Below are 12,786 nucleotides of genomic sequence, written 5' to 3' on the forward strand. Positions count from 1 at the left end.
CGCCGGTACCCATTCTGATGTACCACTCGGTGGGGCTCACCCCGTCGCGGAAGACGTACGGACTCTCGGTGACGCCCCAGGCGTTCGCCGAGCAGATGGAGCTGCTCGACGCGGGTGGCTACACCCCGCTCACGACGGCGCAGCTGGCCGCCCGCTGGAGAAACGGCGGGGCGATGCCCCGCCGTCCCGTGCTGATCACCTTCGACGACGGGTACGAAGGGGTGCACCGTCATGCGCGTCCCGTGCTGGCCAAGTACGGCTTCGCGACTTCCCTGTTCGTCTCGACGGGGTGGCTGCGCGGCGCGTACGAGGAAGGCGGCGCCCTGGACACCATGCTCACCTGGGACCAGGTGCGGGAGCTCGCCGCCGACGGCTCCGAGATCGGCGGTCACAGCCACACCCATCCCCAGATGGACCAGCTCCCCGACAACGAGCTGTGCTTCGAGTCGCTGCGGTGCATGGAGATCATCACCGGGGAACTCGGAACCCGCCCCGCTTCGTTCGCCTATCCGTACGGTTACTCCAGCCGTCGGGTGCGGCAGGCCGTGCGCGAGGCCGGGTTCACCCAGTCGCTCGCCGTGGGCAACGCCCTCGCCGAGCGGTGTCAGGGGCCCTACGCCCTGCGGCGGGTGACCATACAGCGCAGTACCGGTATCGAGGAGTTCGAGCGACTGGTGGAGGGCCGGTCGATAGCCCGCATCTTCGCCAGGGACCGAGCCCTCACCAAGGGGTACGCCATGGTCCGCAGAGCCCGAGCGGCCGGCCGGAAGGTAAGCAGAACCCGTGTCTGACACGACGACCGCCCAGGCCGACAGCGTGGCGGCGACCCAGCCGTCGCCGGGGCGCCGCTTGCGCCTGCCGGGGCAGGGCGGCGGCAACCCGCTCTTTCGCAACGCCTATGCCCTGATGCTCAATACGGGGATCAGCGCGCTGCTCGGGCTGAGCTTCTGGCTGGTCGCCGCCCGGTACTACTCGGAGTCCGCGGTCGGCCAGGGCTCGGCAGCCATCGCGGCGATGAAGCTGCTGGCCGGCCTCGCCGCGCTGACGCTGACCGGGGCCCTGGCGCGCTTCATTCCGGTGGCGGGGCGCAGGACCGGGCGGTTGGTCTTCCAGACGTATGCGGGAAGTTCCCTGGTGGTCGCGGTGGCCGCCGGGATCTTCCTGTCCACCCTGAACCTGTGGGGTCCTTCGTACAGCTTTCTGCACGGCCCGCTGAACGGCGTCGGCTTTGTGCTGGCCGTCATCGCCTGGTCGCTGCTGACACTCCAGGACGGTGTACTGACCGGGCTGCGCAGCGCGCTGTGGGTGCCCGTCGGCAACACCGTCTTCTCCGCGGTCAAGCTGGTCCTGCTCATCGCCATCGCGACCTCGGTGCCGACCGCGGGTGTCTTCGTCTCCTGGGTCGCGGCCATCGCGGTCTCGGTGATCCCGCTGGGCTGGATGGTCTTCCGGCGGCTGGTACCGCGCCATGTGGCGGCCACCAAGGACACCACCCGGCCGCCCACCCTGCGGCAGATGGGCCGCTTCCTGGCCGGTGACTACACCGGCTCGCTCTTCTCACTGGCCGTCGTCTACGCGGTGCCGGTGATCGTCGCCTCGCAGGTCAGCTCCGAGGACAACGCGTACTTCTACATCACCACGACCATCGGCGGCACGGTCAATCTGCTCGCCATCAACATGGGCGCCTCGCTGACGGTGGAGGGCGCGCACGACCCGTCGACGCTGGCGCAGAACTGCCGGGCCGCGCTGCGCCGCATGGCCCGCATCATGCTGCCCGTGGCGGCAGTGCTGTTCTTCGGCGCCCCGTACATCCTGAGCGTGTTCGGCGAGGGATACGCGAACGCGGCGACGCCGCTGCTGCGCTGGTTCGCGATCGGTGCGCTGCTGCGCGTCGTCATCGAGGTCTACTTCGCGGTGCTGCGTGCCCAGAGCCGCACCTCCGGGCTCGCCTACCTCCAGGGCGCGTTGTGTGTGCTCGTGCTGGGCCTGACGCTGGTGCTGCTGCCGCGGCTGGGGCTTGTCGGAGCGGGCATCGCGGAGATCTCCAGCCTCGCCGTCGTCGCGTCCGTCGCGGGCGTCAAGCTGTACCGGGTGGTCAAGTCGGCGTCGCCCCGCGCGACCGTCCCCGAGCAGGAGCTCTCGGCCCACGCAGTCGACAGTGACCGTGACCGTGACGGCGACACGGAGTTCGCGGTCGCGGGGCAGGTGCCGGGCGTGCGCTCCGGCTCCGGATCCGACTCCGGATCCCGCGGGGAGTTCGGGACGCGCTGGGCGCTGCGCTCCGCGCTCGACCAGGACACTATGCCGCTCGGGGCGCGGCTGGACTTCGACCACCCGGAGCGCCGGCCCGATGTGCGACCGGGACCCGAAACGCCGGCCGCGGGCACGCCCGTGACCGGCGGTGGGACGCCCGGAAACAGCGGAGATGAGGCCTCCGGGCACCGGCCCACTTGGGCGCTCAAGTCGCCGCTCTCCAAGGCCGGCGCCCCGCCGCACTCCACCTCGTCCGTACCGTCGCCCGCGCCGTCGGCCGAGGCCAGCGACGACCCCAAGGCGCACCCCGCGCAGGGGCAGTCGGCGACGCCGCCGCCCGAGCAGTCCCCGTCGTCCGAGCAGTCCCCGTCGTCCGAGCAGCCCCCGTCCGACGGGCCCCCGGCACCGGCGGTGTCCCCCGCGAGTCCCGTGAGCCGCTTCGCTCCCCTGCACGCGCGCATCCCGGAGCTGGGCGTGGCGCTGCTCCTGGTGGCCGCGCTGGCGCTGTACTGGCTGCCGGTCAGGGGCATCGGCGAGGCCGACCTCGACCGGATGGGCGGGCTCGGCCTCATCTCCGTGCTGCCGACGGCGACCCTGATCGGTGCCGGACTCCTCGCGCTGTCCTTCGCCTCGCTGCTGTGGCTCGACCGGCCGCGCACCGTGCTCCTCACGGCCGCGCTGGTCGCCACCGTGGTGTCGCTGCACGCGCTGCCCGCCGTGCTGGAGGCCGAGCCGCGGTTCGCCACCGCGTGGCAGCACCTGGGCTTCATGGACTACATCGACAGGACCGGCTCCGCGGTGCCGGACCTGGACGCGCGCTGGAGCTGGCCCGGCTTCTTCGCCGCGGCCAGTTTCGTCGCCGAGGCGTGCGGCATCTCGGACATGTCCTCGGTGATCCGCTGGTGGCCGACCGCCGTGCAACTGCTCTATCTGCCGCCGCTGTTCCTGCTCGCCCGGTCCATGCGGGCGAGCTGGCGGGCCAAGTGGACCGGCATCTGGATCTTCGTCCTGAGCGGCTGGGTCGGCCAGGACTACTTCTCGCCGCAGGGCTTCACCTACGCGCTGTACATCGCGTTCGTCGCGGTGCTCCTTGTCTGGTTCCGCGAGCCGCGCATGCTGTGGACCAAGCGGCGGCCGGGCGAGGCCGAGGTCAGGCCCGCAGCACGACGCGACAAGGCGGTGCTGCTGCTCGTCCTGGTCGGCCTGTTCGCCGCGACGGTGCCCGCGCACCAGCTCACCCCGTTCGTGATGCTCGGGGTGCTCGCCGTCCTGGTGGTGAGCGGGCTCTCGACGCTGCGCGGGCTGCCGATCCTCTTCGCGGTGCTGGTCGCCGTGTGGATCGGGTTCTTCGCCGAGCCGTACTGGTCGGGGCACTTCGACGAGCTGTTCGGGGGCGTCGGCGGCGTCGGCGGCAATGTGACGTCATCGGTCTCGGGCCGTATCGAGGGCGGCAGTTCCACCCACAAGCTGGTGCTCTACGTGCGGGTCGCGCTGGCCGGCGGTGTGATGGCCTTCGCCTGCTGGGGCTGGTGGCGCCGCCGTTTCAACGGGTACCGCGAGCGGTCCCTGCTGGTGCTGACTTTCGTACCGTTCCTGGGCTTCGGCATGCAGTCGTACGGCGGCGAAATGGCCCTGCGCGTCTTCATGTTCGCGCTGCCGGGAGCGGCCCTGCTGGCCGGGCTCGCGCTGTTCCCGCGCACCGGCGCCACGCCGGACGAGCGGGACGCGGACCGCAAGAGTCTGGCGCCGCTCGCCGCGCTGATGGCGGGCCTGGTCCTGATCGGCGGCTTCCTGGTCGCCCGGTGGGGCAATGAGCCCTTCGAGCGCATCAGGGGCGGCGAGGTCGCGGCGATGGAGTTCGTGTACGAGCACGACGACCCGTCGGTGCGGCTGCTGTGGATGAGCGACGACATCCTGGACAACGTCACACCCGCGATTCCCTGGGGCGCCAGGGACATGGAGAAGGTCAGCTATCTGCCGACGCTCGCGCCCGCCGACCCGGTGCTGGTGGCCGGCCTGGTCAAGTCGCTCAAGGTCGCAGGACCGAACTCGTACCTCATGATCAACCGCAGCCAGTCGGTCTATCTGCAGTTCGACGCGGGCTACTCGCCGACCTGGGAGCAGCGGCTCGTCGCGAACCTCGACAAGCGGCCCGAGCTCAGGAAGGTCCTGTCGAACGCGGACGTGTCGATGTACGCGCTGCGCAAGCAGCCGGACGGCCCGGTCGAGGAGCCGGATCCGGGTCCGATCGGCCCGCAGGTCACCTGGACGCCATGGTCCGTGGTGGGCGCGCTGGCGGCGCTGGCGCTGATCGTGCTGCTGGCGGCGCGTGAGGTCGTACGGGTGGCGGTGGCGCCCAGTGTGCGGCAGCTGCAGTGGCTGCAGAGCACGTTCTGGTTCTCGTTGCCGCTGCTGGCGGTGCTGCTCGCCGCACTGATCCAGCGCTTCGTGACGATGTCCTAGCGGTACGGGGCCCGGCGGAACGGGTCCCAGCAGTACGTCCCAGCAGAACGGGTCCCAGCAGAACGGGGTCCCAACAGTACGGGCCGGCGCCGGTCAGCGCTTCAGCCACCGCACCTCGTACCCGGCCATGTCGAAGGATTTCCCGTCCACCTTCGCCCGGATGGGCCGGTCGAGGGTGTTCACGACAAGCGCCGTGTCGCCGTCGGCGAGTACCCGCACATTGGGTACGTCGTCGGCGGCGACCGGCACCGTCTCATAGCGGGTCCCCGGCGGGAACTCCTTGGAGAACCGCGCGAGGAGCGTCAGCATCGGCAGCTCGCCGCCGCCGTCGGCCAGCTGCGTGGAGCGCCACAGGCACCCGGCGCACTTGGCGCCCTTGTTCTGCGGGTTCCAGTAGAAGCCCGTGCTCGCCCCGCCGCGGACCATCGCGATCATGCCGGACGCGTGCACGGCGACGCGGCGCGGCTCGCTCCAGCCCTCGCGTTCGTCGTCGTCGTCGCCGGGCTCGACGTAGTACTCGGCCCACCACAGCGGCAGCTTGCCGGACCGGGCGCGGACCCACTCGCCGACCGCGGTGAGCTTGTCCGTCGCCCTGAACTCGTCGGGCAGCAGCTCATCGTCGCGGGTGTAGCTGGCGCCGTCGACGACGACGAAGTCCGCGCCCGCCCTGTTCTTGTTCCAGTAGGTGAAGGCGTCCAGGACACGCTGGTCGACGCTGCCCCAGGGCCCTTTGAGGGACGAGGCATGGGTCGTGTCGCGGGGCTCATAGCTGTCCATGACCAGGTACGGGCCGCCGACCTGGTTCTCCTGATTGACCTTCTTCAGTTCGGCGTACACCAGGTTGTAGAGCTCGGTGTAGCCCTCGTAGTTCCAGCGCTTGCTGCTGTCGTCGAAGAAGCCCTTGAACTCGTTCCAGACGATGAAGTGCCGCACGTCGGGATAGCGCTTGGCGACGGTGGAGGCGAGCTTCGCGAAGTCCTCGTAGTGCTCGGGGCCGGGCGCGGTCTCCAACGACTTCTTGCTCCAGTTGGTGTTCTCCGCGCCGGCCTTGCCGCCCTTCATCCAGTCGGGCGCACAGCACAGCGTGATGACGGGGGTGCCGCCGGTCCTGCGGATCAGGTCGACGCGGCTGTCGAGCTCGTCGAACTGGTAGCGGCCGGGTGAGGGCTCGGGGTTCTCCGCGCCCCACCCCATGATGTGCTGGATCTGCGGCAGCGGGTGCGCGGACAGTGCCGCGTCCGCTCTCTTGCGTGCCGCTGGCGTGCCCTCGTCGGCGCTGTACTGCGTGTGCGTGAAACCCCAGCCCAGCTCGGGCGACGGGTTCGCGGGCGGCTTCGCGGGGGTGCCGTGCACCTTGTCACCGTCCGCGGTGGTGCCCGCTTCATTGCGTTTGCCGTCGCCTTCGCCGTCGCCGGGAAAGGTGCTGCACATCGTCAGCAGGAGGGCGACCACCACCGCGCCCACGCCCAGCAGTGCGGTGAGGCGCCACCGCCGCGGCCCCGAGTTCCACTCATGACGTCCCATCACCGGTCAGAGTATCGGGGGGTCCGGCATTCCGGCAGGTTCTTCCGGAACAGGCACGTAACGCCGTGGCGCGAAGCAGCTCGTGAAACCCGGTGCACGAGACCCCGCCGCAGGGGATCATGGGCGCCATGTCTGCGAACCCTGAGGCCGCACTGCCGATCCGGCTCAACGTCGACGACAGCGATTCACCGTCCGATGTCGTCGACGCGCTGTTCCTCGGCCGTTTCGCGACGGGCGAGCAGCCCTATTCCCACAGCTCCTCCATCGACCGGGTCAAACCGGGGGCCACACTGCTGCCCCCGTCGGCGAAAGTGCTGCGGGCGGCCCGCGACGACGACCGCAGCGCGACACTCGCCGAGGGGGAGGGCTGGACGCTGCTCGTGTCCCGGTGGAGCCGTGGTGCGGACGTCACGGTGACCGCGGTGACCTCCGAGCTCGCGGAGCAGGTGCTCGGGCAGGCGACGGACGGTGTGCAGGACGATCCCGAGCCGCAGCCGGAGAACGTCTCGATGGGCTTCTGGTACGTCTCTCCGCGCCGCGGCCCACACCGCACGAGCCGGCAGATCGCCGCCGGTACGTGGGAGGAGGTGCGGTCCAACTACACGGCGCCGGTGGCCGACGCGATGGACCGCCTGATGAAGGTCACGCCGGACGACATCGCGGGGCGGCTGCTGCTGCTGCACGGCCCGCCGGGCACCGGGAAAACCTCGGCCCTGCGGACGCTGGCCCGTTCCTGGCGGGACTGGTGCCAGGTCGACTGCGTACTGGACCCGGAGCGGCTCTTCAACGACGTCGGTTATCTGATGGACATCGCGATCGGCGAGGAGGACGGCTCGGCCAAGGGCCGCTGGCGTCTGCTGCTGCTTGAGGACTGCGACGAGCTGATCCGCGGCGAGGCCAAGCACACGGCCGGCCAGGCCCTCTCGCGCCTGCTGAACCTGACCGACGGCCTCCTTGGCCAGGGGCGGAACGTACTGGTGGGCGTGACCACCAATGAGGACCTGGAGCGGCTCCACCCGGCGGTTGTCCGCCCCGGTCGCTGCCTGGCCCGTATCGAGGTCGGTTCGCTCACCCGTAACGAAGCGGTGAGCTGGCTGGGCACGGCGGAGGGCGTCGGCCGCGACGGCATGACGCTGGCGGAGCTGTACGCCCTGCGGCGCGGCACCGGTCCGGCCTCGGTGCCGGCCCAGCACGAGGTCTCCGACGCGGGCCTGTATCTGTAGTTCCTACCGCTACTTCCTACTTCTGCTTCGTGTAGGCGGCGCGCAACGCATCCTCGACAGCCGCCAGCGCCCCGGCCCGGCTCAGCCCGAGCCGCTGCGCCCGGTCGGCGTACGCCTGGGCGGCTGCGGCCGCTTGACGCTCCGCCGCGTCCCCCGCGGCGGCGATGAACGTGCCGTTGCGCCCGCGTGTCTCGATCACCCCGTCGGCGTCCAGCGCGCGGTACGCCTTGGCCACGGTGTTCGCCGCGAGCCCCAGATCCTCGGCGAGGCCGCGCACGGTCGGCAGCTTGTGGCCCACCGGCAGCGCGCCGGCGTGGGCCTGCTCGGAAATCTGGGCACGCAACTGCTCGTACGGGGCGGTCGCGTTGTCCGGGTCGATGGAGATGTTCAAGGTCACGGACCGATTGTCCCCCACCGAGAGAAAATGGGAGGCAAAAGCGGATGCCCCGCGCGTGACGTGCCGCCCCATGCCATTAATCGTTCGCGCCCCGGAGGTCCGCCATGTCCGCACACCGCGTTGAGATCACCCTCCTCAAGGCGGGCCGAACCAAGATCCGCCCCGGGCGTCTGTGAGCCGGGGAGCCTGAAGGGTGCCCCGCGCGACGCGCCCCAGCCACCGCCCCGCTCACCCCGACGCCGCCGCGTCCCGTAGATACACCGCCCGCGGCTCCCCCTCCTCCTCGTACGCGACGGAGTCCCCGTCCTGGTGCCAGTGGAGAACGCGCGGGGCGGGGTGCGCGAGCAGCGCGTACCGCTCGTCGTCGACCGGGCGTCCCCACAGCGCCGGGTCCGCCGACAGCGGCTCGTGCCGGACGTACCGGACCAGCGGAGCCAGGGCTTGGGTCACTTGTGCGGCGGGGATACCGACCCCGCCCCACACCCCCTCGATCAGCAGCAGCCGCCCGCCGGGCTTCAGCAGGGAACACCAGTGGCGCAGAACGGCACGGGCGTCCGGCAGCAGCCACAGCACATGACGGGCCATCACCACATCGAACCTGCGCTCCCCGACCGGCGGCCGGAACGCGTCGCCCACGAGGACCTCGGCGTCAGCGCCCGCCAGCTTCGCCCGCGCGAGGTCAACCATCCGGGGCGAGCGGTCGACCCCCGTCACCCGGCAGCCCTGCTCGGCAGCGAGCAGGGCCAGGCTGCCCGTGCCACAGCCGAGGTCGAGGACCTCGGCCGGTCTGTCCCTGGGCAGCCACTCGCTCATCCTGCGCGCCCACGCCGCACGCACGGCGGGGTCGCGCAGGCCGTGGTCGGGCTCCTGGTCGAAGGAGTCCGCGGTGGCATCCCAGTCGATCGTCGTCATGCGTCCGATCCTCCCAGCCACCACTGACAATCGGCGTCGGACCGGGGCTGCTCGGAGCACCCGGCCGAGACGGACGGCGTCGGTCATGCCTTCACATGACGACGGTGCGTGATCAGCTTCTTGAGCCAGGGCCAGGCCAGCAGCAGCACGATCACCAGGTAGACCGCCACCGAGAACGGCGTGTTGACCAGCCCCGTCACGCTGCCGTCGCTGATCTGCAGCGCGCGCCGCAGCTGCTGTTCGGCGGCCGGGCCGAGGATCACGCCGATCACCGCGGGCAGCACGGGCAGCCCGTAGCGCCGCATGCCGAATCCGATCAGGCCGATGACCAGCAGGATCACCAGGTCCAGGGCCTCCCCGCCCACCGCGTACGCGCCGACCGCAGCGAAGAAGAGAATGCCCGCGTAGAGGTACGGGCGCGGGATGCGCAGCAGCTTCACCCAGAGCGGGGCCAGCGGCAGGTTGAGCAGGAGCAGCAGCACCATGCCGACGAACAGCGAGGCGATCAGGCCCCAGACCAGGTCGGGTTCGCGCTCGAAGAGGAGCGGGCCCGGCTGGATGCCGTACTGCTGGAAGGCGGCCAGCATGACGGCGGCGACGGCCGTGGTCGGCAGGCCGAGGGTCAGCATGGAGACGAGTGTTCCGGCCGCCGAGGCCGACGCCGCCGACTCCGGGCCCGCCACGCCCTCGATGGCGCCCTTGCCGAATTCCTCCTTGTGCTTGGAGAGCCGCTTCTCGGTGACGTACGAGAGGAATGTGGGGATCTCCGCGCCGCCGGCCGGGATCGCGCCGAACGGGAAGCCGATCAGGGGGCCGCGCAGCCAGGCCTTCCAGGTGCGCCTGAGATCCGCCTTGCCCAGCCACGGGCGGCCGACCGGGATCGGCTCGCTCGTGGAGCGCCGCAGGTGTGCGGCGACCCACAGGGCCTCGCCGATCGCGAAGAGTCCGACCGCGACGATCACCACGTCGACGCCGTCGGCGAGTTGCAGCGAGCCGAAGGTGAGGCGCTGCTGGCCGGTCATCTGGTCCAGGCCGACGAGGCCGATGGTGAGGCCGATGAGCAGGGAGGCCAGGCCTCGGATGCGCGAGGAGCCGAGGACCGAGGTGACGGCGATGAAGGCCAGCACCATGATCGCGAAGTAGTCGGGTGCGCCGATGTCCACGGCCAGTGAGGCGACCGTGGGGGCGAGTACGACCAGCAGGATGGTGCCGATCATGCCGCCGGCGAAGTGGCCGATGGCGGCTGCGGCGAGGGCCTGCGCGCCACGCCCGGCCTTCGCCATCGGGTTGCCCTCCATGGCCGCGACGACGGCCGCGCTCTCACCGGGAGTGTTGAGCAGGATGGAGGTGGTGGAGCCGCCGAACATCGCGCCGTAGTAGATGCCGGCGAACATAATGAACGCGCCGGTCGGCTCCAGGCCGTACGTCACCGGGAGCAGCAGGGCGACGGCCATGGCGGGGCCGATTCCCGGCAGTACGCCGATGGCGGTGCCCAGGAGGACGCCGATGGCGGCCCAGAGCAGATTGATCGGTGTGAGCGCCGTTCCGAAGCCGTCGATGAGGGAGTTGAGGGAGTCCATCTGCTTACAGCACCTCCATCAGGGGGCCACCGGGGAGCGGGACTCCGAGCAGGTTGTTGAAGACGAAGTAGGTGGCGAGGGAGAGGCCGGCGGCGATCAGCGGGTCGCGGTCGTGGTGCCGGCTGCCCAGCGCGTAGGCCGAGCCCCAGAAGAGCAGTGCGCCGGAGATGGGGAAGCCGAGCGGGTCGATGAGGACCGCGTTGCCGAGGAAGACGCCGGCGAGGAGCAGCACCGTACGCCAGTCGCCCGGTTCGCTCAGGTCGATGTCCTCGCCGCCCTCGGCCTCGCCGCGGCCGCCGCGCAGTACGTCGACGGCGAGCAGCGCGGCGACGAGCAGCAGGGCGATGCCGACGACGACGGGGACGGTCCTGGGGCCGACGGGGCCGCGCTGGGCGATGTCGACGTCCATGGTGAGGGCGTCGGTGAGGACGAGGATGCCGAGGGCCATCAGCAGCACGCCGACGCCGAGTTCGGAGTGCTCGCGCAGCCAGGCGCGCCGCGCGGAGACGGGGGGTTCGGTGGTGTTCCCGTTGGTGTCTCCGGTGGTGTTTCCCGTGGTGTTTCCCGTGGTCACAGCCCCAGCTCCTTCAGCACCGAGTCCACACGCCGGTCCTGCTCGTCCAGGAAGTCGCCGAACTTCTTCCCGGTCAGGAACGCGTCGTCCCAGCCGTTCTTCTTCATCGATTCCTGCCACTGGGGCGATTCGTGCAGTTTCCGGATCAGCGTGACGAGCTTGTCGCGCTCGGCGTCGGTGAGGCCGGGCGGTGCGACGATGCCGCGCCAGTTGGTGAAGTCGGTGTCGAGCCCCGCCTCGCGCAGGGTGGGGGCGTCCAGGCCCTTGGCGCGCTCGGGCCCGGTGACGGCGAGCAGGCGCAGTTCGCCCGACTCGATCTGGTCGAGGTATTCGCCGAGGCCGGAAACGCCGAAGGCGACCTTGTCGCCGAGGATCGAGGCGAGCAGTTCACCGCCGCCGTCGAAGGGGATGTAGTTGACGGCCTTCGGCTCGATGCCCGCAGCCTTCGCCATCAGCATCGGGGCGAGGTGGTCGGGGCCGCCGGGCGATGAGCCGCCGCCGACCGGGAGCTTGCCGGGGTTCGCCTTCCAGGCCTTGAGGAGGTCGCCGAAGGTCTTGTACGGGGAGTTCTTGCTGACGACGACGATGTCGGTCTCTTCGGTGAGCCGGGCGATCGGCGTCGTATCGGCAAGTGTGTTGGGCGACTTGTTGGTGTGTACGGCGCCCACGACGCCCAGCCCCATCGACATGGCGACCTTGCCGTTGCCGTGTTCGCCGACGAGCCGGGTGAGGCCTACGGTGCCGCCCGCGCCCGGCAGGTTGAACACCTCGATGTTGTGGGTGAGGTCGGCGTCCTCGGCGTTCTTGGCGGCGGTCCGGGCCGTGATGTCGTACCCGCCACCCGGTGTATTGGGAACCATGAAGCGCAGGCCTGGGATCTGCGTGCCGGTGTCGGAGCCGCTGCCCGAGGTGAGCAGCGGCGGCCCGACCAGTACCAGCACGGCCGCCCCGAGCAGGGCGAGGGGAGTGCGCATGCGCACCTGGGCCACCACCTGTCCGTTTGATCAGTTCGGCTGATTGTGAAGTGGCCCACATGTTGCACGTGTGTTAACAACCTGTCTCCCTTCCGCAATCAACGGACGTTGTGGTCGTTGTGGTCGCGACCTAGCCTGGCGCGGTGACCAAGGTGCTGGTGGTGGACGACGACTTCATGGTCGCGAAGCTGCACAGCCGCTGCGTGTCCGCGATGGACGGCTTCACGGTCGTCGGTGTGGCGCACAACGGCGCCGATGCGCTGCGTGCGGCGCGGCTGCTGCGCCCCGACCTCGTGCTGCTCGACGTCTATCTGCCTGACATGGACGGGATCACCGTGCTGCGCGAACTGCGGGCGGCGGAGCAGCGCGACGAGGGCGGGCACACGGTCGACGCCCTGTTCATCACGGCCGCCCGGGATGCGGGGATCATCCGGGCGGCGCTGCGGGCCGGTGCGCTGCACTATCTGATCAAGCCGTTCAACCAGGCTGCTTTGCAGGAGCAGTTGCGGCATGCGGCGTCCCTGCGGACCCGCTTCCATGAACTGGCCGAGCTGGGCGAGGCGCGCCAGGAGGACGTCGACCAGATTTTCGGCACCCGCCCGCCGGGCTCGCGAGAGCTCCCGAAGGGGCTGGCGGCGCATACCGCGGAGCTGGTGGAGCGGACGCTGCGCGAGCAGCCGGCGGGTCTGTCCGCCACCGAGTGCGCTCTGGCGGGGTCGCTTTCGCGGGTGAGCACACGCCGCTATCTGGAGTTTTTCGCGGATACGGGCCGGGCCGAGGTGACGCTGAGGTACGGCGGGACGGGCCGGCCCGAGCGGCGCTACCGGTGGGTGGGGTAGCAAGCCTTTTACGGGTGTTTTCCGGCCGAAGCGCGCCTCTCGCGAAA

9 protein-coding genes and 1 pseudogene are annotated in these 12,786 nt (G+C 70.5%); 4 read left to right on the forward strand and 6 right to left on the reverse strand.

Annotated elements, in window-relative coordinates; all coding sequences use genetic code 11:
- The first annotated feature begins 17 nt into the window (after window positions 1-17).
- Together ABCR94_RS21480 and ABCR94_RS21485 are read left to right on the forward strand one after the other, a co-directional pair.
- Complete coding sequence (locus tag ABCR94_RS21480) at window positions 18-791, forward strand: polysaccharide deacetylase family protein (RefSeq protein ID WP_347121399.1); 774 nt, start codon at window positions 18-20, stop codon at window positions 789-791.
- Window positions 784-4,716 carry a lipopolysaccharide biosynthesis protein gene (locus ABCR94_RS21485; RefSeq protein ID WP_347121258.1) on the forward strand — a complete coding sequence of 1,311 codons (3,933 nt, stop codon included), beginning with the start codon at window positions 784-786 and terminating at the stop codon, window positions 4,714-4,716. The genes ABCR94_RS21480 and ABCR94_RS21485 overlap by 8 nt, the downstream gene beginning before the upstream one ends.
- 93 nt (window positions 4,717-4,809) lie before the next feature.
- Here the strand turns inward: ABCR94_RS21485 and ABCR94_RS21490 are convergent, their stop codons facing one another.
- Complete coding sequence (locus ABCR94_RS21490; RefSeq protein ID WP_347121260.1) at window positions 4,810-6,240, reverse strand: glycoside hydrolase family protein; 1,431 nt, start codon at window positions 6,238-6,240, stop codon at window positions 4,810-4,812.
- Window positions 6,241-6,368: 128 nt separating this feature from the next.
- Between ABCR94_RS21490 and ABCR94_RS21495 the strand changes: the two genes are divergently transcribed.
- The gene (locus tag ABCR94_RS21495; RefSeq protein ID WP_347121262.1) at window positions 6,369-7,463 is read left to right on the forward strand and encodes a DUF5925 domain-containing protein; all 1,095 of its coding nucleotides are present in this window, start codon (window positions 6,369-6,371) and stop codon (window positions 7,461-7,463) included.
- A gap of 16 nt (window positions 7,464-7,479) precedes the next feature.
- Here ABCR94_RS21495 and ABCR94_RS21500 read toward each other — a convergent pair whose 3' ends face one another.
- The 5 genes and pseudogenes from ABCR94_RS21500 to ABCR94_RS21520 form a co-directional block, all read right to left on the reverse strand.
- The gene (locus ABCR94_RS21500; protein ID WP_347121264.1) at window positions 7,480-7,860 is read right to left on the reverse strand and encodes a GntR family transcriptional regulator; all 381 of its coding nucleotides are present in this window, start codon (window positions 7,858-7,860) and stop codon (window positions 7,480-7,482) included.
- 315 nt (window positions 7,861-8,175) lie between these two features.
- A pseudogene (locus tag ABCR94_RS21505) lies at window positions 8,176-8,772 on the reverse strand (class I SAM-dependent methyltransferase); the annotation flags it as partial.
- Between the two features lie 83 nt (window positions 8,773-8,855).
- Window positions 8,856-10,352, reverse strand: coding sequence for a tripartite tricarboxylate transporter permease (locus ABCR94_RS21510; RefSeq protein ID WP_347121265.1), 1,497 nt, complete (start codon window positions 10,350-10,352; stop codon window positions 8,856-8,858).
- A gap of 4 nt (window positions 10,353-10,356) precedes the next feature.
- Window positions 10,357-10,926: a tripartite tricarboxylate transporter TctB family protein gene (locus ABCR94_RS21515; RefSeq protein WP_521977459.1), complete on the reverse strand. Its 570-nt coding sequence runs from the start codon at window positions 10,924-10,926 to the stop codon at window positions 10,357-10,359.
- Window positions 10,923-11,906, reverse strand: coding sequence for a Bug family tripartite tricarboxylate transporter substrate binding protein (locus ABCR94_RS21520; RefSeq protein WP_347121267.1), 984 nt, complete (start codon window positions 11,904-11,906; stop codon window positions 10,923-10,925). The genes ABCR94_RS21515 and ABCR94_RS21520 overlap by 4 nt, the downstream gene beginning before the upstream one ends.
- Window positions 11,907-12,043: 137 nt before the next feature.
- On the opposite strand from ABCR94_RS21520, the gene ABCR94_RS21525 reads away from it, so the two are divergent.
- On the forward strand, window positions 12,044-12,739 hold the full coding sequence (locus ABCR94_RS21525; protein ID WP_347121269.1) for a response regulator: 696 nt from the start codon (window positions 12,044-12,046) through the stop codon (window positions 12,737-12,739).
- The last annotated feature ends 47 nt before the right edge of the window (window positions 12,740-12,786 follow it).

The sequence above is a fragment of the Streptomyces changchenzhani genome (genome assembly GCF_039766235.1).
GTDB lineage: Bacteria > Actinomycetota > Actinomycetes > Streptomycetales > Streptomycetaceae > Streptomyces.

Coding starts and splice junctions, on each gene's coding strand:
- ABCR94_RS21480 (WP_347121399.1), top strand. CDS start 18: ATGTACCACTCGGTGGGGCTCACCCCGTCGCGGAAGACGTACGGACTC.
- ABCR94_RS21490 (WP_347121260.1), bottom strand. CDS start 6,240: ATGGGACGTCATGAGTGGAACTCGGGGCCGCGGCGGTGGCGCCTCACC.
- ABCR94_RS21510 (WP_347121265.1), bottom strand. CDS start 10,352: ATGGACTCCCTCAACTCCCTCATCGACGGCTTCGGAACGGCGCTCACA.
- ABCR94_RS21495 (WP_347121262.1), top strand. CDS start 6,369: ATGTCTGCGAACCCTGAGGCCGCACTGCCGATCCGGCTCAACGTCGAC.